Annotated in this window: 16 protein-coding genes; 11 read left to right on the forward strand and 5 right to left on the reverse strand. The window is 71.6% G+C overall.

Annotation, left to right across the window (positions count from 1 at the left end):
- Positions 1-379: 379 nt before the first annotated feature.
- The 10 genes from ADL12_RS06325 (at position 380) to ADL12_RS06370 (ending at position 19,968) form a co-directional block, all read left to right on the forward strand.
- Positions 380-1,117: a Crp/Fnr family transcriptional regulator gene (locus ADL12_RS06325; protein ID WP_062699415.1), complete on the forward strand. Its 738-nt coding sequence runs from the start codon at positions 380-382 to the stop codon at positions 1,115-1,117.
- 144 nt (positions 1,118-1,261) lie between these two features.
- Complete coding sequence (locus ADL12_RS06330) at positions 1,262-2,191, forward strand: hypothetical protein (RefSeq protein ID WP_062699438.1); 930 nt, start codon at positions 1,262-1,264, stop codon at positions 2,189-2,191.
- A gap of 5 nt (positions 2,192-2,196) precedes the next feature.
- A complete protein-coding gene (locus tag ADL12_RS06335; RefSeq protein ID WP_062699417.1) occupies positions 2,197-4,746 on the forward strand; it encodes a hypothetical protein in 2,550 nt (849 codons plus the stop codon).
- A complete protein-coding gene (locus ADL12_RS55430) occupies positions 4,739-6,271 on the forward strand; it encodes a hypothetical protein (RefSeq protein WP_063806620.1) in 1,533 nt (510 codons plus the stop codon). The genes ADL12_RS06335 and ADL12_RS55430 overlap by 8 nt, the downstream gene beginning before the upstream one ends.
- Positions 6,268-6,822, forward strand: a complete 555-nt coding sequence (locus ADL12_RS06345) for a Pycsar system effector family protein (RefSeq protein WP_062699419.1) — start codon at positions 6,268-6,270, stop codon at positions 6,820-6,822. The genes ADL12_RS55430 and ADL12_RS06345 overlap by 4 nt, the downstream gene beginning before the upstream one ends.
- 220 nt (positions 6,823-7,042) lie before the next feature.
- Positions 7,043-9,301 (forward strand): VWA domain-containing protein, encoded by a 2,259-nt coding sequence (locus tag ADL12_RS06350; RefSeq protein ID WP_107119842.1) that lies wholly within the window; start codon positions 7,043-7,045, stop codon positions 9,299-9,301.
- A 185-nt stretch (positions 9,302-9,486) separates the two neighbouring features.
- Complete coding sequence (locus ADL12_RS06355; protein WP_062699423.1) at positions 9,487-13,068, forward strand: tubulin-like doman-containing protein; 3,582 nt, start codon at positions 9,487-9,489, stop codon at positions 13,066-13,068.
- Positions 13,065-15,914 (forward strand): hypothetical protein, encoded by a 2,850-nt coding sequence (locus ADL12_RS06360; protein WP_063806621.1) that lies wholly within the window; start codon positions 13,065-13,067, stop codon positions 15,912-15,914. Before ADL12_RS06355 ends, ADL12_RS06360 begins: the two co-directional genes overlap by 4 nt.
- A complete protein-coding gene (locus ADL12_RS06365) occupies positions 15,911-18,127 on the forward strand; it encodes a hypothetical protein (protein ID WP_244187793.1) in 2,217 nt (738 codons plus the stop codon). Before ADL12_RS06360 ends, ADL12_RS06365 begins: the two co-directional genes overlap by 4 nt.
- Positions 18,124-19,968, forward strand: a complete 1,845-nt coding sequence (locus ADL12_RS06370; protein ID WP_062699425.1) for a hypothetical protein — start codon at positions 18,124-18,126, stop codon at positions 19,966-19,968. Before ADL12_RS06365 ends, ADL12_RS06370 begins: the two co-directional genes overlap by 4 nt.
- A 138-nt stretch (positions 19,969-20,106) precedes the next feature.
- Here ADL12_RS06370 and ADL12_RS06375 read toward each other — a convergent pair whose 3' ends face one another.
- From ADL12_RS06375 to ADL12_RS06390, 4 genes are all read right to left on the reverse strand, one after another.
- Complete coding sequence (locus tag ADL12_RS06375) at positions 20,107-20,466, reverse strand: ASCH domain-containing protein (protein WP_062699427.1); 360 nt, start codon at positions 20,464-20,466, stop codon at positions 20,107-20,109.
- Positions 20,467-20,663: 197 nt separating this feature from the next.
- On the reverse strand, positions 20,664-21,500 hold the full coding sequence (locus ADL12_RS06380; protein WP_062699429.1) for a protein kinase domain-containing protein: 837 nt from the start codon (positions 21,498-21,500) through the stop codon (positions 20,664-20,666).
- A gap of 72 nt (positions 21,501-21,572) precedes the next feature.
- Entirely contained in the window at positions 21,573-22,016 is a 444-nt protein-coding gene (locus tag ADL12_RS06385; RefSeq protein ID WP_062699431.1) for a glycine-rich domain-containing protein, read from the reverse strand.
- A 190-nt stretch (positions 22,017-22,206) separates the two neighbouring features.
- Positions 22,207-22,437, reverse strand: a complete 231-nt coding sequence (locus ADL12_RS06390) for a hypothetical protein (protein WP_062699433.1) — start codon at positions 22,435-22,437, stop codon at positions 22,207-22,209.
- Between the two features lie 124 nt (positions 22,438-22,561).
- On the opposite strand from ADL12_RS06390, the gene ADL12_RS06395 reads away from it, so the two are divergent.
- On the forward strand, positions 22,562-23,902 hold the full coding sequence (locus ADL12_RS06395) for a helix-turn-helix domain-containing protein (protein WP_062699435.1): 1,341 nt from the start codon (positions 22,562-22,564) through the stop codon (positions 23,900-23,902).
- Here the strand turns inward: ADL12_RS06395 and ADL12_RS06400 are convergent.
- On the reverse strand, positions 23,880-24,413 hold the full coding sequence (locus ADL12_RS06400; protein ID WP_062699436.1) for an NUDIX hydrolase: 534 nt from the start codon (positions 24,411-24,413) through the stop codon (positions 23,880-23,882). The two genes, ADL12_RS06395 and ADL12_RS06400, sit on opposite strands and share 23 nt — an antisense overlap.
- Between the last annotated feature and the right edge of the window lie 566 nt (positions 24,414-24,979).

Genomic DNA, 24,979 nt, shown 5'->3' on the forward strand with positions numbered 1-24,979 from the left:
CCCCACGCCCCCCTCCCGACTCACCGTGCCCTCACCTCGCGACCACCTCGTCATCACCCCTGTCACAGCGCAAACCCGAGTTTTCGCCAACTCTCCATCGACTGACCGAATCACGACGCCGATACGCCCCCTTGTTCGAGTGCTGTGTCTGACCTCACGATCGTCCCCTCGGACACAGGCGTGGCGGGCACGGCCTGCGGTCGGTGTCGGCGCCCGGCGCGCGGCGGGGGCGCACGGCGACAGGGCGACCAACCAGGCATTCCGCAACTACCGGCCAGTACCCCTGGTATGGCGCAATCCGCTCGGCCCGGAACTTTGCCCTGCCACCATCAACACCCATCGAAATCCCAGGCGTCCGGAATGCGGCGGGGGGCTGGCCATGGGGCTGCTCGGCAATGAGCTGGCGTTCGCGCACACTCTGACTCCCCAGGAGCGCGAGAGCGTGATGGCTCTCGGCAACCGGAAGCGCTACCCGGCCGACGCCCATCTCCTCACCGAGGGCGACCGGACCAGTCACGTCGTGATCATTCTTCAGGGGTGGGTGACCGTATCCGTGGCGACGGACCGTGGGGCCACCCGGCTGATACTCGGCCTGCGCGGCCCGGGTGAACTGCTCGGTGAGATGGCCGCGTTGGATCCGCATCCCCGCAGCGCCACCGTGCGTGCACTGGGCCCCATAGAGGCCCAGGTCATATCCGGGGATGCGTTTCGTCGTTTTCTGGCTCTGCATACCCGGGTCAGCGGTCTGGTGATACGTCAGCTCACCTTCCGGCTCCGCAGCGCCGACCAGGAACGGTCCGCGCTCGCCTCGCTCACCGTGCTGCAGCGCCTGGCCAGCCGGCTCACCGAACTGTCGGGAGCCGAGCCCTCCGGCCCCTACACCCCGTCCGCAGCGGGCCCCTCGAGCGGCCCCGCCACCTCCGGCCCCGCCGTCTCCGGCCGGGTCGTCCAGCTGGCCCAGGACGAACTGGCCGCCACGATAGGCGCCACCCGCGAAGCCGTCGCCAAGGCGCTACGGCTGCTGCGCACCCAGAACATCGTGCGCACCGGCAACCGGATGGTCGAGATCCTCGACCCCGCGCTGCTCGCCCTCCTCGCGGACGGTCATCAGGAGTAAACCCACGCCCCGCCGTGTGTAAACGGCTACAGACGCCTCACGTCCCGGGCCTGACTCTGAGGGGACGGACCACCTCCGCGGACCACGTCCCCGGCAGGACGAACCACCTCTTCGGCAAGCGCAAAGAACATGCAGGGGGCATGGGTGAACCACGACGCTCTGGAACTCACCGAAGCACACTACGAGTTGGTGATCAGCGTCGACGCCAGACGTTCCGGCGGGTACGACGACGTCGACAAGACGCGCATGCGCGCCCGGATCTACCGGGTGGTCGAGACGGCCTTCAGCCACGCCAAGGTGGCCCGGGACGCCGTCCACATGGAGGACCGCGGCGACGGTGTGCTGCTGTCGGTGCCGGGCCGGATCGCGGTGAGCCGGCTGCTCGGGCTGTGGCTGATAGAGGTGCACGAGAAGCTGCGGGACGAGAACCGTGACCTGGCCGTCCCCCTCGGGCTGCGCATCGGCATGCACGTCGGCCCGGTCCGGCACGACGAGCGGGGCATCAGCGGACGCGCCGTCGACCTGGCCTGCCGGCTGGCCGACTCCCCCGTCGCCCGGCAGCTCCTCGACGCCGAGAAGGCCGACCTCGTGCTGGTGACCTCCCAGTCCCTGTACGAGGACGTGGTCAGCGGCGGCGGCAAGTTCATCGAGCCCGCGCACTACTCCTCGGCCCGGCTGGAGCTCAAGGAGGGCGAGGTCACCGCCTGGTTCCACCTGCCGGGGCGGCCCGCTCCGGCGATCCCCGTGACGCCGTCGGCCTTTACGGAGGCCGTGGCCGAAGCCGCGGACATCACCGCCGACTTCGCCGGCATCCGGCCGAGGTCTCGGTTCACGGCCGGCCCCGATCAGCAGCCCGCCTCCTCCGGCTTCGACGACGAATCGGGCGACGACGAGTTCGACGACAACGACGAGTTCGAGGTCGTCGGCGACAAGATGGCCGGCCATCGGCCCGCTCGCCTGCGGATTCATTACGACGTCACCGGCGACATGTCCCAGAACCACCACAACGAATACCAGGGGGACGTGCACATCGGCCGGAAGACCGACGGCGGCACCGAGAAGGGGAGGGGCTGAGCCGAGTGAGCGACGACGAGCAGGCGGGCGGCGCGGCCGTCGACGCCCCCGAGCGGCCCGGCGGGGGACGGTCGTCCGACGACGACAAGAAGGCCGGGGACGGCAGGAAAGACGACAGGAAGCAGGACCGGGGCGAGCGGGCCCGCGACGACGACGGCAAGTCCGACGGCGAGAAGTCCGCCGAGGACGAGGATGCGGAGAAGGAGAACGAAAAGGAAAAGGAGCGGGAGAAGGAACGGGAGCGTGCCGCAGGGCGGTTCAAGGAGCGCACCCGCGATCCCCTCGCCGACGATCAGGGCGAGGACGGGCCCACCGATCTCGCCGCCGCCGCACGGACGCGCCGGGCCACCCGGCAGCTGTTCGACGTCCGCCGGGACCTGATCAGCTTTGCCCACTCGCGGCTCCAGAGCGCCCACATCGGCGACAACTTCAACCTGCTGCTGGGCTCGCGCCGGCCCGGCTCCGGTATGCGCAGCGGCCCCGTCCCCGAGGAAGAGCTGCGCAGGCTCCGCCGGGTCCATGTGGTGCCGCAGGGGTACGTACGGCTGCGCGGCGCGCTGCGTGCCCGGCGGCTGCTGGTGCTCGGTGCCGCGCCGGGAACGGGACGTACGAGTACGGCGCTGTCGCTCCTCGACGAGGTCACCCACCGCACGGCGGACGACTTGGGCGCCGAGCCCGCCCCCGGCCCCCGGGTCCTTCGGGTCGATCCGGAGGGCGGGCCACGGCAGTTGGCCGGGACGCTGGACGACGAGGGCGAGGAGGCCCGGCGCGGTACCGGCTATCTGCTGGAGCTGTCCCTCACCCGGACCGACGCCCTGCCGCCGGACGAGATGGACCTCGACGAGCTCGCCGCGGCCCTGGCCCGCCGCGAGGCCTTCGCGGTGATCGTCGTGACCGTGGGGTCGGCGGCGAACGCACTGCTGGCCGGGCGGTACGGCATGCTCTGCCCGCCCGCGCCCACCGAGGAACTGCTAGCCACCCGGCTGCGCGAGCAGCTGGAGGAGCGGGCCGCGGAGGGCCGGGAGGGCGGCGCGCCCCTGGACGACCTTCTTGCGCGCGCGGAGGAGTTCGCGGAGTCCGAGGAGCTCAAGGATGCGCTCGGCCTGGACGATCTGCGCCCCGGCGAGGCCGAGTTGCTGGCGTCGCTGCTGGCCGGGCATGTGCTGGGGAACGTCTCGTACGAGGAGTTGCTGTCCGGCTACCGCAGCATCGCCGCCGAGCAGGCCCAGGAGTGGTTCGCCGGGGTGGACCGGGCACTCACCGCGCCCCGGGCCGACGCGGAAGGAAAAGCCCGCCGGTCGGACACGGCGACGCTGTTCCACCCGGTGGCGTTCCGTATCGCACTGGCCGTGCTGGGCGGGGCGTCGTACAGCGCCGTGGCCACTGCCGCGCACCTGCTGACCTGGGAACTGTCCGTTCAGTGCGACCCGGAGAACACCCCGGCCCGCCCCCTGTTCTGCGACGACCCGGAGGTCGACAAGGCCCTCTCGCGCGCCGAATTCAAGGACGGCAAGGTCGAGGTGGCCGGGCACGACGTGCCGGCGCGGCTGATCTGGTACCGGGGTTCCGCCCTGCCCTCCGCGGTGCTGACCGAGCTGTGGGACCGGCATTTCCCGGTCCGGGCGCCGGTGGTGCGCTGGCTGCGGCTGCTGGCGGACGATCCGCGCTCCCAGGTGTGGATGCGCGCCGCGGTCGCCGCCGGTGAACTGTGCGTACGGGACTTCGACCACGGCTACACCGAGCTGGTCCGGCCGCTCGCCGAGGCGACCACGCCCCGTCGGCGGATCTTCGCGGCCACCACCATGGACCAGGCCGCCGGTCACGAGTCGCACCGCAGGACGGTGCACAAGATCGTCGGCGACTGGAGCAGCAACGGCACCAAGTCGCTGCGCTGGACCGCCGCGATGGCCCTGGGCTACGGCAACGCCGCCGCCACGACGGACGACACCCTGGACGCCCTGGCCCGCATCGGGATCCGGGACGAAGGTGATCAACTCGCCGTCAGTTCCTTCAACGTCGTACGGCTGCTGACCCTGCCCGATGCCGCTCAGGTGCTGGAGCGGGTGGCCGAGTGGACCCACCACAAGAAGGAGCCGTACCAGGACCTGGGTCTGGTGACCACCGTCCGGCTGGCGCTGACCACGGTGGACGAGGTGCTGACGGACGACCCCGAGTCCTCCCCGCTGGGCGGCCGGGGCGACTGGCCGCTGCCGCTGGCCCTCGCCGCCACCCGGCCCGAACTCGTCGTCCCCATGGCCGACTTGCTGTGGACCGCGCTGAACACGGCGCGTTCGAAGGACGTGGCGATGGACGCGTTGGAGGCGCTGCTGCGGTCGGCGGTGCGCAAGGACGGCACCGAGTGGACCCGGCCGGGGCTGGCGGCGCTGCTGCCCGCGCTGGCCACCGAGGAGAACGACCGGCGGCGGCTGGACTGGCTGTTGCGCCGAATGATGAACGACCCGGAGAAGCCGCTCCCCGAACCGAAGGCGCGCGACCTGTGGTGGCTCGCCGTCTCACCGGCGGACCGGACGGGCCAGGAGGAGAGGCATGGCTGACAACGACGACGCGCGGGCGAAGGCGAAGCAGCGGCTGCAGGCCAAACGGGCTGCCGCCGACTCGACCCCCGCGGGCCCGTTTCTGAAGGAGTACACGCCGACGGGCGGGCTGCCGCCGGTGAGTGCCCAGAAGACGTCGGTGGTGTTCTACCGGAACGGCGGCTACAGCGTGGTCACCGCCTTCGGTGTGCGGCACGTCGACAAGCGGACGCTGGCCCGGCCGTACACCGTCTGCGAGATCGCGGTCGGCACCTTCGTGACGCCCTTACGGATGGACCTCCCCGCCGCCGGCAGCACGGCCTTCTTCAAGGCCGAGGTGGACATCGAGTGGGAGGTGACCGACCCCCATCTGGTCGCCGTTCAGGCCGTGAAGGATGTCGCCACGCGGCTCACCTCCCCGATCCTGGAACGGCTGCACGAGGTCACGCGGTCCTACCGGGTGACCGATGCCGAACAGGCCAACCGGGTCATCACGCGCGAGTGCGTCGGCGGCCGCTGGAGCGATCTGGGGGCCGAACTCGGCCTGCGGGTACGGCTGTACGTCCGCCTGGGGGTGGACGACGACGCCATCGAGCACGCGAAGAAGAAGCGGGACGTGGTGGCCGAGGCCGAGGTGACCCGGCAGCGTCAGGACGCGTTCCGGCGCATGCTGCAGGGCGGGGAGCTGGAACAGCTCAGCTTCATGCTGGCGGCCGATCCCGAGGGGGCCAAGGACTTCCTGGAGAAGATCCGCCAGGAGGGCAGGCAGGACGAGCAGGAGCGGGTCGACCGGCTCTACACCATGGCGCTCAGCGGAGAGCTCGCCTCCACCGACGTGGAGACGCAGGTCCTGAACCTCATCAACCCGGACCGGCGCCGTCCCATCCAGGGCCCCCTCGGATCACTGCCGCCCCGCCGGGAGCCGCGGCAGCTGGAGTCGTCCGCGGAGGGGGCGTTCACCCCGGACTGGGTGTCGGACGAACCGCCCCGACGGCGCCCCCATCGGCCCGAGCCCTCCCGGGACGAGCCGCACCGGACGGGGTCCGGCCGGAGGGAGCCGTACGCCGGCGAGGACGCCGACGCCGACGAGCGGCCCTCGCGCACGCGACGCCGGACCGACCGGGAGCCGTACTCGGCCGACGACGACGGCTACCCGCCCCGCGCCCGGCGCGAGACCCACCGGTCGGATCCCTACTCCCCGGCCGGCGACGCCGACTACGACGACCCACGCTTCCGCGACCGCCGACGGACCGACCAGCCCGAGCCGCACTACCGGGACGACGACCCCGACTACGACGACGCCGATGCCGACTACGACGACCGTCGTGCCGGAGCACGGCGGCTGTCCCGTCGGCCGGAGTTCGACTCTCCGGGACCGGTCCCGGACCACGACCACGACGATGGGTCGCGCTCCGGCGAACGGCCCCGGACCTACCGGCCGGAGCCCTACTACCCCGACGACGAACGGGAGCGGGAGTGGGATCGGCCGCGGCGTCGCAGACGAGGTGAGGACGACGGATGGTCCTGGGTGGACGAGGACCGATGACCGCCGACGGGGCGGCACAGACCTCCCCCGACCCGGTCGGGCCTGTGCCGCACGGGGGTCGGCACTGCCATGACCGGGCGGGGGAGCGCATCGCCGAGCGGCTGCTGAGCACGGTCCGGGAGGACCTCGGCCGGGCCGACTCCAAGGCGGCCGTGCTCCTGTCGGGGACGCTCGCGCTGCCCGCGTTCCTGGTCGGGTGGCACGGCACGCCCGGCTGGGACGGGCTCGCCGACCTGACGCTGATCGTCTCCGGGGTGCTGTGGGCCGTCGCGGTGGCCGCGCTGGTCGCAGCGCTGATGCCGCGCACCGGCACCGTGCGCGGCCGGGACGAGGTGACCTACTTCGGCGATCTGGTGGCCGCCACCCACGACATCGCGCGGCTGTCCGCCCGGGTCGCCGAGGCGGGGCGCGATCCCGCCGGATGGCTGCTCGTCCAGGCCGTGGACGTCAGCTCGATCCTGTCCGCCAAGTACCGGGCCATCCGCTGGGGTGTGGCCTCGCTCGCCCCGTCGGCGGCCCTGGCCGTGGCCTGGGGTCTGACCGCGGGCTGATCCCCGACCGGCGCACGCAACACCGCCGTACCACCGCACACACGCCAACGCACCACCGCACACGACATCGGCGCGCACCAGGCACGAGGCAGACGCGTCACCACGTACACGTCGCAAGACGAACCAAGAACCGCAAGCACCAACCTCAAGCACGAACCTCAAAGACCAAGGGGACGCCGTGGGAAGAGTCACGGGAAGACGGCAGACAGGAAGGGCCCGGGTGCGCCGCGCCGCGATCTCGGTGCTGGGCGGCACCGCGGTGTTCGTGTCCCTGTTGGCACCGGCCGGTCAGGATCCGGTGCCTGCGGCGGACTCCGAACCGGTGTTCCCGGCGGTCGACTACGCGGTGGCCGTGGACGAGTCGGCCAGCCTCGCGCCCGAGGACATGAAGGCCGAGAAGGCCGCCGCCAAGCGGATCGCGCTGGGCGACGTCTCCTCGTCCTCGCGGGTCACAGTGTTCGGCTTCGCCGCCGCCGAGAAGGCCGGCCAGCGCGTGGTGGACCCGGTGTGCGCGCGCACCACGCTGAACGCGGCGGGCCGCGAGGAGGTCGGCAGTTGCGTGGACGAGCTGCGCAGCCGCAAGAAGAACGAGGGCACCGGCACCGACCTGCCGACCGCCATCCGGCAGGGCGTGGACGACCTGACCGACGGTTCCGACGCCTCGGTGCCCCGGGTGCTGTTCCTGCTGACCGACGGGAAGATGGACGTCGAGGACAGCTTCAAGTACGGCGATCGCGCGCACCGCAAGGCCGAGGGTGAACGGCAGTTGAAGCTGGCGCTGGAGGAAGCCGCCGCGCAGAACGTCCAGATCTGGCCGCTGGGCTTCGGGCCCGACCCGGACAAGAAGCAGCTCGACCAGATCGCCGCCGGCGGCTACCAGAAGGGCTGCGTCGAGCTGCCCTCCGCGACTCCCAGGGCCCACAAGGTCGACGGGGCCAAGGACGTCGGCACCACCCTGGAGAAGATCTTCGCCGCCGCCCACTGCCTGCGCCACGAGGAGGGCCCCAGCAAGCGGCCGCCGGCCACCCTGGAGATCGGCATCTCCCCGCTGGCCACCGTCGGCAGCATCGTCGTCGACAAGGGCGACCCCAAGGTGAAGATCACCTACATCGACCCGGCCGGCGACAAGGTCCCGGCCACCTCCGGGACGTACAAGAACTCCCGGTTCGAGCTGGCGGGCGGCTCCGGCACCGTCGAGGCGCTGAAGATCGTCGACCCGTTGCCCGGCATCTGGAAGGTGAAGGCCGAGGCCCCGGAGGGCCACCGCTCGCTGCCCGTCGCCGTCAGCGTGCTGTGGCAGGGCGAGCTGCGCGGCGCCATCACCATGGACCCGCCCTCACCGCAGGCCGGTGAGAAGGTCACGGTGACCATGCGGCTGCAGACGCGCGAGGGCTACGAGATCAAGGACCCGCGCGACTACGAGGGGCTGCGCGTACGCAGCGAGCTGACCGGGGACGGCTTCTCCCCGCTCGCGCTCGACCTCGCGGACAACGGCAAGGGGCCCGACCCCGACGCGAGCGACGGCTCCTTCACCGGCACCGTGACCATCCCCGAGGACGCCGACGGGGCGCTGACGGTGAGCGCCACGCTGACCGCCTCGGGGCTGAGCGCCGACACGCGCAGCGAGACCGGCGAGGTCGCGCCCGGCGAACTGCCCGTCAGGGCACCGGTCGAACTGCCCGACGGCGACACCCACCCCGGCGGCACGGTCACCGGCACGCTGGACGTCAGCAACACCTCCGACGCCCCGCACACCCTGCGGCTGTCCGTCGCCGATGTGAAGGACGGGCTGCTCTCCGTCGAGCCGAACGAGATCACTCTCAAGCCCGGTGAGCAGGGCACCCGGAAGGTCACGGTCAAGGTCTCCCCCGAGGGCGCCTTCGGTGACCGCCTCGGCGACGGCCTTGACCTCTCCGGCACCTTCACCGTCGTCGACACCACCGACGACGACCGGACGCTGGAACGCGCCCCGGTCTCGGTGCGGGTCACGCCGGAGCCCGGGATCTGGGAGAAGTACTGGTGGGCGTTCGTGTCCGGCGCCGTCGCGATCGGGCTGGCCGCCGCGGCGGTCGTCGCCTGGCTGGGGCTGCGCAGGCGCCGGCGGGACCCGTTCGGGCTGGTGCTGCAGCTGGTCTCCGAGGACGGCACCGTCCTGGGCGAGCACAAGGCGGGACACGGCAACAACAAGCAGTGGTACGAGTTCGCCGTCGCCGAGGCCCATCGCAGCCCGCGTATCGAGAAGCGCGCGCACGGCCCGTACGCGGTCCGGCGCAGCCGTGAGGGCGGAGCGGTGGTGCGCAAGGGCGGCAACCGGATCGCGCTGCCCGTCCGCGGCCAGGTCCAGCTGACCGACACGCTGAGCCTCACCCTCGGCGGGACCGCCGGTCCGGGGCCCCGCCCGCCGCAGGGCGCCTTCGCGGGTCGCGGCGACCAGGGGCCCCCGAGCCAAGGCGGCAGTCCCTACGACGAGTTCCTGTGACACGCGGGGCGGGCCGGACACATCACCGCCGGCCTGCCCCCGCGCACCGCACAAGCACCACATCGCACCGCACACATCGCACCACATCGCACCGCAGCGCCGACGCGGCCGTCCCGCCGCGCGGCACCACAGACGTACCGAGCACGAACCGGCGGCCGCGTCGGCCGTGAAGCGGGGAGGAAACCATGAAGATCTTCCAGCCGATGCTTTTCGTCGGCCTGGGCGGCACCGGAGGTCTGGTCGGCGCCGAGCTGGAACGCAGACTGCGCGCCGAGCTGTGCGGTCCGGACGGCATGGCGCTCAGCCGGCAGAGCGGCCATGCCCCGTTCCAGCTGCCCGACTGCCTGCAGTTCGTGTACGCGGACTACAGCGAGAGCGATCTGCAGCGGCTGCCGCAGTTCAACGTGGACCCGTCCCTGCGGGCCGCGTACGCCCGTACCTCCCGGGCCACCCACGACCTGCTGCCGAACTTCGACGCCTCCCCCGAAGTGACCAAGATGCTCCGGGCGGTCCTGCGCGACGAGGTCGCCGACTGGCTGCCGCCGCGCATCGACGAGCCCAAGGTCACGCCGCTGCACGCCGGCGCGGGCCAGCTGCCGACCGTCGGCCGGGCCGCCCTGTTCGCCACCCTCCGGCACAGCCTCGCCCCTGTACTTGAGCCGCTGCTCCAGGCGATCGACGCGATCGCCAAGTCGGCGGGCGAGCTCAGCGAACTGGGCGGCGGCAAGGTCAACGGCTGTGACGTGTTCGTCGCCTTCTCGGTGGCCGGCGGCACCGGCGCCGGCATCTTCCTGGACTACCTGCACCTCATCAACCACGCCTTCCAGCTGCGCCGCTTCGACGGCGTGAAGATCTACCCGCTGGTCGTCATGCCGTCGTCGTTCTCATCCGCGACCGGTGGCGGACGGGAGGCGGAACTCAACGCGGCCCGGGCGCTGGTCGACCTGTTCCGGCTGGTGGACACGCAGAACGCACCCTCGGAGGGCCACGAGATCGGCGATCTCGACCAGGAGCTCGGGCTCGGCATCCGCTACCCGGGCGCGACGCCGATCCGGCTGCGCACCGGCATCCTGCCCACGGCGTTCCTGTTCAGCCCGACCGCCGGCATCCGCGCCGACGACCTGCGCCGCTCCATCGTCTCCCTGGTGATGTCGCTGATCGGCACCGAGCTCGGCGACGGCAGCTCCCGGGGCCGGAAGCTGGCGGCCGACGACGACTTCCAGACCTTCGCCGCGAGCTTCATCAACCGGGGCGTGCAGCGCAGCGCCGTGTCCCCGACCGGGATCGGCCGGCAGGGCGTGTCCACCAGCCTGGTCGCCTCCATGACCGCGCCGATGGACCAGCTCGCCGACCTGGTGGCCGGACGGCTGCTGCGGCTCGCAGTCACCGACCTCGTGGAGCTGCCGCGTGCGGAGCTGCGGGGCGGGGCGGTGCCGATGATCCGGCAGCTGTTCGCCGACTCCAACCTCGAAGAGCTTTGGGAACGCAGGCAGTTGCCGGTGCCGGAGCCCGATCCGCTGCCACGCGGCGGCCGCACCATCGAGCAGGCGCTGGGCGAGCGCATCGCGGACATGCAGCGGCTGCTGTCCGACCTGCGGGCCGAGGCGGACCGCGCCGCCATCGCGATGGCCGACCGGTTCGCCCCGCGCCCCGCCATCGACAAACTGCTGCAGAGCGTCGACCCGTTCCTCGCCGAACGCATCGTCCGAGGCGTCCCCGGCAGCGACGAACCGATCGCCAAGCTCGGCTTCCTCGGCATGCTCGACAACCGCGCCCGCAATCCGCAGCGCCCGCCCGGGGTGACCGAGCAGCCGCCGAAGATCCCCCGCATCAAGGGCCAGTTGGGCGGCCTGGCACCGGCCCGCTGGGGCGACGACGACGTACAGGCGGCCATCCAGGAGCAGGACGCCTGGTACCAGTGGCGCTGCCGGACGGTGTGGCACGAGGCCTGGCGCGATCAGCAACAGCACTGGCAGCCGCACGCCGACGCGGCCGGGGCCGACCTCGCACGCCTGGTGAACGCCTTCCGCCGGCACAGCGACCAGGAGCGCAAGACCGCCGAGCAGAAGGGCCGCGAGCTGTACGAGGACCGCACGGGCATCTCGTATCTGCTGCCGCCGCAGCGCAGCCTCCGGCACTTCTACGAGGACGTCGTCGACCGGCTGGTCCGCCGGGAGGGACTGCGGGAGCAGGACGACGAGGCGGACCTGCTGCTCAAGCTGGTCGACGGCGACACCTGGCGCCAGGTCCACGCGATCAGCCGGCGCGACCCGGAGCGCGCGGTGGCCCGCGTCAAGGGCCAGCTGGAGGCCCGGATCACCCGGCTGTTCGCCGAGAGCGGGGCGCATCTGGAGGAGCGGCCGCTGCTGCCGTCCATGGGCACGCTGCTGGCCGCGGCGGCGGGGGACGCGGACGCCAAGGACCAGGTCAGCAAGGAGGCGCTCGACCTGTTCGGCCGGAAGCTGACCGGTCTGCTGCCGGTCGGGTTCACCCCCGAGGGCACCGGGCTGCTACGGGTCCTGGTGACCCACCCGCGGGTGCAGGCCGTGGACGAGGTGAAGGAGTTCCTCGGCAAGAAGCTCCGGCTGCCCTCGGACGCGAAGAACTCCGTGGAGTACCGGGGCGTGGAGAGCGACTCGATCACCGTGGTCCTCTTCCGCAGCGAGATGAGCCTCACCCAGGTGCCCGAGGCCCGCAAGGTGCTGCGCCAGTGGGCCCGCGCGAAGGACAACGAGCAGGCCCAGGACGTGCTGCGGTGGCGGCAGCGGCTCGGCTACCGGGACAGCTGGATGGTGAGCAGCGAGGAGGACCGGCGGGTCATTCTGCACCGCCTCCTGTACTGCATGTGGAACGGCCAGGTGGACGTGGTGGACGGCGACCCGGCGTCGCCAGACCGGGTCCGCCTGCGGCTGTCCCCCGAGAAGGGCACGGACATCCCCGGCGTCCGACTGCGGCTGGGGGACTACCCCGGGGGCGTGTCGAGCTGGGCCGAGCTGCTGCGCTCGTACGAACGCTGGACGGTGCTCGACGACGAGCGGATCGTCGAGGACTACTGCCGCGAGCTGATGCGGGCCCAGCCGCTGGGCCTGGCCCGGGCCGGCAGCGAACCGCATCCGCTCTTCGTCGACCTGGTCGAGAAGGTCGCCCCGCGCCAGCTGGAGCTGCTCACCGAGCGCCGGGAGCGGGGCGGCGAGCGGGTCGAGGGCTGGGTACGCCCGCTGTGGGAGTTCTGGGCGGAGACCCTCCCGGCCGCGCTGGACACCCAGTTCGGCGACCAGCGCGCCGTCCAGCCGACTCTGCGCGACCTGCTGGAACACGTCCGCGGCGGCACACCGGACCGCCCTCGCGGCCGTGCGGGCCTGAACGAACCCCGGCGCCCCGCACCGGACGACGACGACTGGGGGACCGCGCCGGTCACCCCGCGCGGCGGCGGTTACGACGACTACGACAAGCCGTACGGCAGCGAACGCGGCGAGGAGGACCGGGAGAGCCGCGACGGCTGGGACACCCGCCGCGACAGCGGCACCGGCGCCCGCACCGACAGCCGCCGCGACGACTACGGCGCCTACGACAGGCCCGACCCCGACAGGCCCGACCCCGACAGGGCCGGCCCGGACAGGGCAGAGCGCGGCGAGGCGTACGACGCCTACGACGACCGGAGCCGGTTCTCCGAGCGGGACGGCGGCGTCCCGCCGCGGCCGCCGTGGGACGACGACGAGCCCCGCGACACCGGCCGCCGCGCCCCCTGGGACGGTGACGCGCAGTGAGCCGGTCGCAGGACTTCAGTACGGTCATCCATCTGGACCTGCGTGCCGGGGCCGCGGCGCTGCACAGTCCGTCGGCCCTGCGGGCCAGGGTCGCCCAGGAGTTGGGCCGGGCCGGGCTGCCGGAGCCGGACGAACCGCTGTTCCTGGTGGTCGACACCCCGGCCGGGCTCACCGACCACCAGCTGCAGTACGAGCTGCTCACCGGCTACCGGGCGGTGAGCGAGGTCAGGCTGCTGGTGCTGCTGGTGGGCAGCGCGCCGGGCGCGTTCGCCGGGGCGGAGGGCGGCTTCCAGCCCGACCGCCGACTGCTGCGGCCCTCGGTGCTGCGGGCCTCGGGCACCGCGCTGCTGTGGGCCGGCGATCTGCGCTCCGCCCGCACCGCGCTGGAGCAGCCCGAGCCCGACGACCCGGACGCGCTGGCGGTCCTGGTGGACGTGCTGTCGGTCCCGGACGTCTACCTCGAGGTGCTGGACCGCATCCAGTCGCTGCCCGAGGCCGTCGCCGCACCCGGCGTACGGCTGCTGGAGCAGGACCTGCCGCCGGAGGTGCGCGACCGGGCCTGGCGCGACGCGCTCACCCGGTTCGCCGGCGAGGACACCGAACTGGCCCCGGACGTGCTGCTGACCACCTCGTCCGGAGCCGATCTGCCGGAGCCGCTGCGCGTCCTGGTCGCGGGCCGGGGCGGCCGGGACCTGGGGCACCGGGAACCCGGCGGGGTGGCCGACGAGGCCTACCGCGCCTGTGCGGACGTCCTCGACTACGCCGACGAGGCGCTGGCCGGGCTGCGGACCCTGCCCGGCCTGCTGCGGGCCTCCCGACGGGAGGCGTTCGAGGCGGACGTCGACCAGGCGCGCGAGGCGCTCGACAACTACCGGGACCTCGTCACCACGGCCCTGCGCAGCGGCGGCGGCAGCGCACCGTCGGCCGCCGAGTCGGCGACCCGCCTCGCGGCCCTCGGGCTGCGGGTGCCGTCGGCCGAGGGCATGGGCGAGCGGATCGGCGAGGGGCTGCGGGAGTTCGCCCACAAACTGCTGGGCCAGCAGCTCGCCCTGCGGTCGGTGGCCCAGCGCTTCACCGGTCTGGCCGGGCGGGTGGAGCCGGTACCCGGCTCGGCACTGCTGCCGAAGCTCACCCCCCACTCCGCCGAGGCCGTGGCCCGGCAGACGGGTGCGGCGGGCACGGCCGGCGCCGAGGTCCCCGGCGGTCCGGTGGCCGGTCCCCTGGCGGCGGCCGGGGCGGGGCTGCTCGGTGCGCTGTGGTCGGGGCCCTACCTCGCGCTGGCGGTCGTCGTACCGCTGCTGTTCGTCGGGATGGCGGTGCTCGGGTCGGCCCGGCTGAAGGGCGCGGGACGCCCGGGCCCCTGGGGCGTGGCCCCCACGGTCGCGGCGGTCGTCGGCACGGCGGTCGGAGCAGCGGTGGGGTACGCGACCGATTCGCCGGTCTGGGTGGGCACCATCGGGCTGCTGATCGCCCTCGGCGTCGCGGAGGAGACGGTCCGCCGGCTCTGGCGCGCGGCGGCCGCCGCCTGGGCCCCGGGCCACGCAACCGCCGTACTGCGCCGGGCACTTGAGGGCCTTGACGCGCTGCTGGCCGAGGCGGTCCGGGAGCACTGGGCCGTCGAGGAGCGGCTGTACTGCGCCGACGCCGCCCGTTCCGTCGCCGGCATGCTGCGGGCGACGGCGGCCGCCGCGGAGGCCGAGGCGGAGCCCGAGCAGGAGCGCCTCGTGACTGCCGGGGTGTCCACGGGCTTCGGTGCGTCCGGCGCCGGGACGTCCGCCGAGGACGACTGGCTCGTCGACGACACGGACCTGGAGCCGGACGACGCCCTCGCCGACTCCGACGACGGCGACTGGGCGAGCATGTACGCCTGGGAGGACGAGCCGACGGAAGAGGAGAAGGGGAAGGGGAAGGGGAAGGAGAGGGAGCCGGGCAGGGAAAGCGGCAACCCCCCAAGTGGGCGGCGTGGCAAGGGAGTTGTGCCGCGCTGGCTGGAGCGGGAGAGCGGGGAGGGCGGGCCCGAGCTGGTCGCCACCCTGTCCGCCGACCTGACCGACGCGGCGCTGGAGGCGATGAAGCACTACTGGGGTGCCGTCGAGCGTGGCCAGGCCGGTGCCCGCGCCGTCCTGCGCACCGAGGAACGGGTCCGCGAGCTGCTGTCGACGGCCCGCCATCACCTCCAGCACAACGGAGTGCTGGCCCCGCCCCCGTTCGCCGCCCCGCGCCGCGTCCGCGCCACCTCGGCGAGCCTGCTCGGCACCGATCCGCAGGGACCTGCCGAACTGGTCGGCGCGGAGGCCGACCGGCAGGCAGTGGTGCAGCTGTCCACACCGGAACAGGGCACGCTGCTCAGCCGCGACCCGGCGGCCGCGGTGTGGCTCCGGTTCGCCCCGAGGGCCGTACGCGACGAGGTCGAGAAGGCCTGGCGGACGAGCGGCTCGGTCCACCCGGAGGACGTCCTGTGGACGTCGTCGGGCCGGTACGCCGGCCTGGTGCGCCTCACCCCGCTGCGCATGGGCGTGGTGAACACCGTCCGCCCCCGGCACGGCTCCGGGACGGACGGGACGGACACGGACGCGGGCATGGACAGGGGCATGGACAGGGACGACGGGACGGACACGTACGGCACGACGGACACGTACGACCGGACAGAGCCGTACGAGCGGGCGGAGCCCTACGACCGGCCCGACCGGCCCGACCGGCCCGGCCAAGGCGAGCCCGCGAACCCGTACGAACGGACCGCCTCGTACGAGCCGACGGCGTCGTACGACCGGACGGACTCGGACGACTGGCTGAGCTCGGGCGACTGGACGCAGAGCGACGACCGAGGGGACGGCGACCGCTGGTGACGAGCACCACGCATGCCCGCATGCCGGGGCCGGGCGGGCCGCCTCCGGACAAGCTGGCGTTCACCGAGCCGTCGGGGCGGCGGCGGATCACCCCGGTCCGCGTCGGCCGCGAGTTCCGCCCCAACCCGCCGCTGCCCCAGCTGATGCGCAAGGCCGTGCTCGACGACCGGGGACAGCGGTGCGTGCAGGTACGGCTGGGCGCCAGGGCCGCGGAGAATCAGGAGGCGCGCGCGCTGCTGGACACCGAGGCGGGCATCGCCTTCCGGCTGAACCAGCTGCTGGGCGACACGGAGTACACGGCCCTCTTCCCGAGGCTCATCGGCTACGAGCTGGACACGGCGGAGCCGTTCCTGCTGTACCACCCGCCGCGCGGTACGGACGTCGCCCAGATCCATGTGATGGGCGCGGCCGACCAGGAGATCTTCACCCGGGACCTGATGCTGGCCCTGTGCCTGCTGGAGGGCCAGGGCCTGGTGCCGCGCGGCATCTCGCCCGCCACCGTGCGCTGGGACGGCGCCAAGGCCCAGCTCTGGGGGCTGGAGTCGGTCACCCGGATCGGGCTGCCGAGGCGCCCGTGGGGCCCGACGCCGTTCTGCCCGCCCGAACAGCGCGGCCGCGAGGGGGTCGTCGATCCCCGGGACGCGGTGTGGAGCGCGGCACAGCTGCTCTACCGGCTGGCGACCGGGCGGCTCGGCCCTGCCGACGGGCCGCCCGCCGACCTCGGCGAACACCGCAAGCTCGACCGGACGTTGCGGGACGCCTTCGCGCCGAGGGCGGCGGACCGGCCGACGCCCGCCCAGGTGCTGGACCTGATGGCGCAGGGCGCCGCCCGCCGCGTCCGGCTCGCCGTGCCCCCCGACGAGACGCGCCCGCACCACGAGGCCTTCGAGGAGGCGCTGCGTCTCAAACGGCAGGCACCCGGGGCCCGCCCCCGCAACGGCTCCACGTCCACGTCGGGGCAGGGATCGGGACAGGGGTCGGCCGACGGCGAGGTGCTCTGCCCGTACTGCCTGGAGACCATCCGGCTCGACCTCACGAAACTGTTCGTCACCGACAGCCGCATGCAGTACCAGCCGCTGGACCCGGCCGGCATCAAGAACCCCTTGCGGCGGACGGACATCATGCGCGGCGCCGTCCAGAAGTGCACGGCGGACCCGGAGTTCCCCACGCACTACATCCCGGTGCCCTACCTGACGTACGGCCGCCCGCTCACCGTCGCGATGGTCGGCCAGTCCTCCACCGGCAAGAGTCATCTGCTGACCCAGATGATCGCGGCCATCACCGACGGCGGTCTGGAGCCGTTCGGCCTGACGTGGCAGTCCGTCAATCCGGAGCAGCACGCGCGGTTCCTGCGGGACCGGGTGCAGCCGTTGCGCAACGGCAAGGTCCTGGACCACACGGCGGCGCTGGGCATGGACGACTTCGCCCGCTTCGTGGAGTCCCTGCTGATCACCGACGCCCGGGGACAGGTACGCCCGGTCGCCTTCTTCGACCTGGGCGGCGAGGACCTGGTACGCACCGACGCGGCGCTCAGGTTCCTGCTCGGGGTCGACGCCCTGGTCTTCGTCGTCGACCCGGCGCTGGCCCTGCCACTGCCGCAGTTGGACCATGCCAGGGAACGCTGGGGGGTGGAGGTCAACCGGGACGGCGACCTCGCCTTCGGCACGGTCCTGGACCGGCTGCCGAAGAGCGGCGGGTATCTGGACGTGCCGGCCGCGATGGTGCTCGGCAAGGCCGACCTGCTCAGGTTCCAGCCGCCCGTGGACCGCTGGCTGAGCCGACCCCCGACCACCTCACTCGACCCCGAGCTGATCCGCGAGGAGAGCCGGGACCTGTACGGGCTGCTGCGCCGGCATGCGGGCCAGGCATGGCTGCGCCCCTTCGACGCGATCCGCCGGTGCACCCTGCACATCGCGTCCGCCACCGGCGGCCAGGAGGACCAGGGCCGTTACCCGGCCGGGGCGGGGCCCCGACGGGTGCTGGAGCCGCTGCTGGCGCTGCTGACCATGCACGGGCTGATCCAAGTGCCGGGCGGCGCCGAGGCGTTGGCGGTGGGAGAGGCACCGGCGCTCGAAGCGGTGCCGTGGGAGGAAGCCGCGGGCGCCGGGGATGCCGAGGGACCCGAGCGGTTCGAGAGGTCTTCCGAGCGGTCTTTCGAGCGGTCTGACGGGCCCGAGGAGCCCGATGGATCCGAGGGAGGGGAACATCAGTGAACGACTTCCAGGACCGGGGCTCGGTGCACCAGGTCGTCTTCCGGTGGGACGGCAACCACGGCCGCCAGGGCACCGGCATGAACGCCGTCGCCCACTCCTGCGAGGCCGAGCGCGCCGAGGAACTGGGCCGGGAACTGGGCCGGTTGCTGTGGGTCTCCGGCGCGGCGGCCGCCCGCCCGAGCGTCGTGCGCACGCTGTCCCGCGACGGCAACGTCCTGCTCGTGATGCGCCGGCCCACGACCGACCCGGGCGGCCGACCCAGCACGGTCAGCCATGTCCTGATCGGTGCCCCCGGCACCCTGAAGGTCCGCCAGTGCCTCGGGCTCGCGTACGGCGGCTGGGGAAAGCAGGAGACGGCCGAGACGGCCTCCGGGAAGAAGGACATGGTCAAGTGCGCGCAACTCGACGAGTTGGCGCGCCGGCGGCTCCCGGCCATGGTGGAGCAGCTGCCGACGGTCAAGCACGCGCTGACCCATGCGGCGGCGGAGTGGCTCCTCGACCCCGCGCAGCGGATGTCGCTGCTCGTGGACGAGAAGAAGCACCCCGGCTGGCCGGACCAGGACGCGGTCCCGCTGGTCTACCTCGGGCTGTTCCTGCTCTTCGGCCCCTGGCTGGAGCAGGAGTGGACATTCGCCACGTACGACACGGCGGACACCCATCCCCTACGGCTGATGTCCGTCCCGCACTGGGAGCCGGACGGCGGGTCCGGCCCGCTGGCCCGGGTCATGGGCGGCAAGCCGACGGGCCGCAGGTTCGAGCTCTGGGCGGCGTCCGAACTCGTCAAGCACCTCCTCGCCCACCCGGAGCAGGGCGCCGGCGTACCGCAACTGGTCGAGCAACTCCGTGACGGCGCGTCCCTGGACTGGGAACGCCGCCGCGCCCGCCTCAAGAAGATCCTCGGCACGGACCGAGCCATGGAACCGTCCCAGGCCCTGGCCGCCCCGCAGGCGTACCCGGCCGCTCCGGCTCCGGAGACGTACCCGGCCGCTCCAGCCTCGCAGGCGTACCCGGCCGCCCCGGCCCCACAGGCGTACCCGGCCGCTCCGACTCCGGAGGCGTACCCGGCGGCTCCGTACGAAGCCCCCTACGGGCAGCCGTACGCGAACCCGAATGCGAACCCGAACCCGAACGCGAACCCGAACGGCCACGACACCTACGGCCTCCACCAAGACCTGCTCGACAACCGGCACCCCGGGGACGGCATGCGCCGCAGCCTCCTGATGGCGGCGCTGGGCGAGCAGCCCGACGAGGTGCTCCTGGACGAACTGCGCTCCGGCGAACTCCCGCCGGACTCCCTTGATCTGGTGCTGAAGGAGTTGGGGCAGCCCGGCCGCGTCCACGGACGTCATCCGGACATGCAGCACGCGCTGTGCGCGGAGGTGCTCCACCAGGGTCTGTACTTCACCCCGCACGGACCCGCCGCGGAACACACCTCGAAGATGGCCGAGGCCGAGAACGCGGCCGACCTCTTCACCTGGGCCGTCGCCCCACTGGTCCGGGACAGGCGCCATCTGACCCAACTGGGCGAGGTGCTGACCCTGATGAGCCGCAGCAACCACCCCCTCGCGTTCAACTGGCTCCGGCAGAGCATCATCGAACCGGCGAACGGCCGGGTCCCCGACCTGCCGCCGGAACTGTGGAGGGAGCTGCTGCGGGACGCGATGAACCGCAACGGCAGACCCCCCGCCGCGCCCTCGCCGCCCCGCCCCGCTCAAGCGCCGCTCCCCCAGCAATCCGGCCTCACCTCGGACCCCGGCGGCATCCCCGACCGGCTCTTCATCGGGAGCCTTCTCGTTCTGGGGGCCGTGCTGGTGGCACTCGTGCTGATGCTCCTCCTCTGACGCGACAGCGTCCGGCAGGGCATCCATTGATGAGGCGGGGCGGTCGTGTTGTCGGCGCCCGCCCCTTGTGTCACGGGCGACGGGCGCCCGGGAAGCGGTACCGCACCCTCGCAGAGCGAGGACCGTACGGCGGGCGGGCTACCGGGGCAGCAGTTCGATTTCGATGGCGAGTGCGCCGAGCGCTTCCTTCTCCGCGGGGTAGATCTCGCGGATGTTGGCGAGCTGCTGCTCACGGGAGGACGCCGGGTTGACGTTTGCCGGGCCCTCACCGTCGAGCAGTTCCTCGAACGTCTTGTACTCCGTGACCCGCTTCACCAGGACGTCGCATGTCTCGTCCGTGCCCTTGATGCGGAAGCGGATGACGTCTCCGGCGGCCAGGTCTGCGAGGTGGGGGTACTTCACCCGCACCTCGATCGTCTTCTCACCGGCGGCGACGAGGTCGAAGTACCTGCGGTAGAGGTTCAGTTCGCGGACGCGAGCGGCGGCAGTCTCCGTCATGGCGCGGGAACGCTCCTAGCTGTTGCGGTGGTCATGAGTCGGCCGAGTTCACCGGCCGAGTACGAGCGGAAGAAGTGGCGGGGGTTGCTTCCGTGACCGGACCGCCCCGGATTGTGGTCCAGGCTGAGGGGGTGGTCCGGTCTTTGGTCGGTAGGTTCAGCCGCGCGGGAGACGCCGGATGAACCGGGGCTTTGAGATCAGCTCAGGGCTTTACCCACCTCGTAGATGGTGGGCCGATCCTCGGGCGCATGGCTGAGCATCGTGTCGATCAAATCGCCCAGCTCACCGGGCGCCTTCACCGGCCGACGCCGACCGTTCGCCACGGCCTCCCTCTGCACAGGGCGCGGGGCGTCGTCCGGGTACTCGACCGCCCGCCAGCCTGTGGCGGAGATCAGCAGAGCAGCGCCGAGTGCGTAGATGTCAGCTTCCTGCGTCGGCTCGGCCTCCCCAGTGTCAAGCACGCTGCGGGCGATCTCCGGGGCCTCGTAGTGGACGAGGCAGCCGCGGAACGGGAAGTCGTACCCCTCGGGCACGCGTCCGCCTCGGGCAAGGGCGAGGTCGATGAGGTGCGTGCGCTCCGGCCCGATGATGAAGTGGGCGGGCTGCACATCACCGTGTGCCCAGCCCTGGGCGTGCAGCTCGGCCAGCGCCTCGACGCAGCCCAACGCCACGCTGGTGTCCGGTGCGACGGAGGAGTCCCGCCTACGGCACGGCTCCCACAGTTGGTACAGGTCCGGCCCCTCACGCCATGGCTGGAAGTTCCACGTCCCGTGTTCCCACTCGCCGTACGCGAAGTCGGCGAAGCCGAGGTGATACAGCACGGCACCCTCGCGTGCAGGCGCAAGAGCAGTCCAGGGCTGGGCGGGCCAGTTGGCCGTGGCTTCGATCGGATAGCCGACTTTCACGGCGTAGTGGCCCCGAGGAGCCTCCACCTCCCAGACCATGGAGCCCCGACGATTGAGGACCAAGCACTGAGCCGTGGGCATGAGCGCGTCGAGCACCACGATCGGCAGTTCAGGGGTCGAGCCGGACAACGTCTCTTCTCCTTCCGGGCGAACGCGGCCGACCACGAGTTGAGGCCGACCGTGTCGCTGATGTGGTGTGAGCTACACCTGACCGTACGGTCGACCACAGTCCGAGTCGCACTGCGCAAGGTTCGTGCCGTCCACGGTCCACAGGTCATCGAAGACCATGAACCCGGCCGCCTTCATGGCCCGCACCGATGCGGCCACCATCTCCGGGTCACGGCCTCCCCCACCCGGCTTCGGGTTGTGGTGCAGGAAGCGGCCCGCGTACTGCTCGCACAGCTCCGCGTACTCCTTTGTGTGCAGGATGAGCGCGTGCAGACCGAGGTCCACGTCGTCCGACGGGACCAAGGGGACAGTGGCGGTGGCCGCCGTGACCAGGAACGCGACCGCCTGGTCCGCGATCCGCTCGGCACGCTCGGGCGACTGCCCGTTGTGGACGACCACGAAGTGGGCGAGGCTCTCGAACAACTCCTCACCAGCTACCGCGCGACCGGTCTTCTGATCGTTCGCCGTTGCCGTCATGCGAAGACTCCTTGTGTGTGGCGGTGCGTGACACTTACGGCCCGCTTCGGTCGCCCAGCCTTGGCCCATGGACGACCAGAGGGGCGGCCTTTCTACTGACCCATGGCGAGAGCTATACCGATCACCAGGCCGCACGACCCGCTGATCACGACGATGACCGGGACTCCCGCGCACCGGCCGAGGAGGCGCATCACAGCCCGTCCCGACTGTTGCCGTTCCTGATGGCCAGGCGTGCGCTCAGTTCCTCCCGCGCGCTCGGCGGCTTGACGTTGTCCGGCATCGCATCCCACTCCGTGCCGCCGCCGATCGGCCTTATCTGCACACGGCCGCCGACCTCACCCATGACGACGCCGATGCGGTTCTTGGCGGTGTCCTTCGCCAGTTCACCGATGTCTGGTCTGGTCTGCTGGTTGCTCGCCATGGAAGGAGCATCACGATTCGGGGACCGCCGCCAAAAGGTCAGGCTGATTACCCAACTTGGGTAACATCGCGGCAAGTAGAGAACCAGCGACGTTGCGTAGCCCTCGCAGTGTGGGAGCTTGCCAATGCCCGACGCCGACCGGCCGCAGGAACTACCTGCCAGGCTGCTCACCGATCCCGAGATGATCCATGCGTGCCGGGTACGGGACTTCGCCAGAGTCTTCCGGCTAGTGAAGACCAAGGCGGGCATCTACCCGTCGATGATCGCCAGACGATGTGAGCTGACCCCCAGCCGTGTTGGCGAAGTGATCGCAGGCCGACGCCAGTTGCAGCACATGGACGTCGTGGAGCGCATCGCGGACGGCTTGCGCATCCCGGGGGACACGCTGGGGCTGGCCCGTCGACCGTGGGAGACGCCTCAGGCCCTCGTCGTAACCGAGCGCGAGGCACCAGAAGCGCCGGAGCCCGAGCAGCAGCCATCCGCGTCTCTGCCAGGACCCGATGTAGACAGCATCCTGGCGCTGGCCACTCGAACGAACCTCAGCGCAGCCACACTTGAAGCCTTTCGCTCTTCCATCGAGGACTACTGGCGACGGGACAACCAGCACGGCGGCGAAGCTCTGCGGCCGGCCATCGTCGGCCAGCTTCGGCATGTCGTTGGACTCCTGAAGGAGAACCGGCCGCCGTCCATCCAGAACGGCCTGTACGGAATCGCAGCCGAACTGGCACGCCTTACCGGCTGGACCTACTTCGATGCCCGCCAGTACAACCAGGCCCGCGCGTACTTCACCGAGGCCCTGCAACTGGCCAAGGACATCGATGACCGGCAGTTCATGGCCAACGTGCTGGCCTGTATGAGCCTGCAGGCGACCTACCAGGACAAGCCCGCGGATTCGCTGGCACTCGTGACGGCCGCCCAGGACCAGGCCCGCTCCGACCTTGGCACCACCCCACGCGTCCTGTCCATGCTGTCCATGCGCGAAGCCTTCGCTCATGCCGCCCTCGGCAACCGGGATTCCACTCACCGGGCGATCGGAGAAGCCCACCGGCATTTCGAGCAGATCCAGGCAAGCGACCCCGACCCGTCGTGGGTGACCTACTTCGACCAGCCGAAGCTCATCGTGGACACAGGCATCGCGCACGGCCGACTGGGCGAAGCAGCCACCGCCGAACCCTTGATCGCGGATGCCTTGCGGCACGAAGACCACACCAACCAGCGTGGCCGTGCGTTTCACGCCTTCTGGTTGGCACGTACGCAGTTGGATCAGGGCAAGCTCGAACAGGCATGCCACACCGCCACACGAGCACTTGAACCCGCGTCAGCGGTTGCCTCCGAGCGAGTGTCAGGCCATCTCAGGGAGTTCTACGGCCAGTTGGCCCCGTACAGGCAAGAACCCGTAGCCCTGGCCTTCGAGGCGAGGCTGCGGGAACTCCTACCACCGGTTAGCGGATCGCTTCATCCATGAGCAGGTACAAGAGACCGACCAGCGATCCGCTGCTCACGATCTCGCGGCGGTCGATCATCCCCCGCACCTCGCTGAGAGGGATCCATTCGATGCGGTCGGACTCGTTCTTCTCCGTGGGCGGCCCCGCGTAGGTCGCGCCATCCACGCGGAAAACGTGGTGCTGCGAGTCTGTGATGCCGTTGGCCGGCTCGGCGTAGATCAGGGGCTTGATGGGGCCGGGGCGCCAGCCCGTCTCTTCGAGGACTTCGCGGGCAACCGCCTCCTCCGGGGTCTCGCCCTCCTCGATCAGCCCCATGGGCAGCTCCCAGGCCCACGAGTCGGTGATGAAGCGGTGCCGCCACATCATCAGCACCTCTTGGCGATCGTTGACCACGGCGGCCACGGCCAGGTGCCGGAGGCGAACGACGTGGTACTCCCACCTGCGCCCGTCGGGTTGCTGGACGTCAACCAAACACAGGTTCACCCACTTGTTGGTGTAGATCTGTCGCTCACCGTGGGTCTTCCACTCCATACCTGCGGCCCCTCTCGATCGGTTTCCAGGATCTCAGACCGACGGAGCGACGGACACAGGTTGGGTCATTTCACGTCAGCCTGACGAGATGGCCCTACCGTACTCCTCCGAATGACGGCAATCGAATGACGACAACGTTGGCGGCAACGACGGCACACAGAGACCGACGATCACGAGCGTCAGCGATCAGGCTGGACGTAGGCGGAGCCCCCGCCCAACGAGCTGCCCGATCCAACGTTCCGAGGCTGACCGCTGCGCGGCCGTCCGTTCGTTGCTGTGGGCAGGGCCGCAGGCCGCGGACAGGGTGGACTGCTGGCGCTCCGTTTGCGGTTGCGAGAGTTGCCACCATTCTTCCCGGCCGGGTTCTGCCGCCCTCGCAGATCTGAAATCCCGACCGGGGCCCTCACCCTGATCACCCGGTCGGTCGGGAGTATCGGATGGCAGGCACGGTATTGCTGATATGCCGTCGGTTGCGTCCTGAGAAGTGGTGTACGGGTTCGACCTGATGTGGGGGTTTGCTCCGGCATCGGGATGGTGCCCGCATAGATGAACGGCCACCGGCTGAT

Source organism: Streptomyces regalis, from assembly GCF_001509475.1.
Taxonomy (GTDB): Bacteria; Actinomycetota; Actinomycetes; order Streptomycetales; family Streptomycetaceae; genus Streptomyces; species Streptomyces regalis.

Coding starts and splice junctions, on each gene's coding strand:
- ADL12_RS06325 (WP_062699415.1), top strand. CDS start 380: ATGGGGCTGCTCGGCAATGAGCTGGCGTTCGCGCACACTCTGACTCCC.
- ADL12_RS55430 (WP_063806620.1), top strand. CDS start 4,739: ATGGCTGACAACGACGACGCGCGGGCGAAGGCGAAGCAGCGGCTGCAG.
- ADL12_RS06345 (WP_062699419.1), top strand. CDS start 6,268: ATGACCGCCGACGGGGCGGCACAGACCTCCCCCGACCCGGTCGGGCCT.
- ADL12_RS06355 (WP_062699423.1), top strand. CDS start 9,487: ATGAAGATCTTCCAGCCGATGCTTTTCGTCGGCCTGGGCGGCACCGGA.
- ADL12_RS06375 (WP_062699427.1), bottom strand. CDS start 20,466: ATGACGGAGACTGCCGCCGCTCGCGTCCGCGAACTGAACCTCTACCGC.
- ADL12_RS06385 (WP_062699431.1), bottom strand. CDS start 22,016: ATGACGGCAACGGCGAACGATCAGAAGACCGGTCGCGCGGTAGCTGGT.
- ADL12_RS06390 (WP_062699433.1), bottom strand. CDS start 22,437: ATGGCGAGCAACCAGCAGACCAGACCAGACATCGGTGAACTGGCGAAG.
- ADL12_RS06395 (WP_062699435.1), top strand. CDS start 22,562: ATGCCCGACGCCGACCGGCCGCAGGAACTACCTGCCAGGCTGCTCACC.
- ADL12_RS06400 (WP_062699436.1), bottom strand. CDS start 24,413: ATGGAGTGGAAGACCCACGGTGAGCGACAGATCTACACCAACAAGTGG.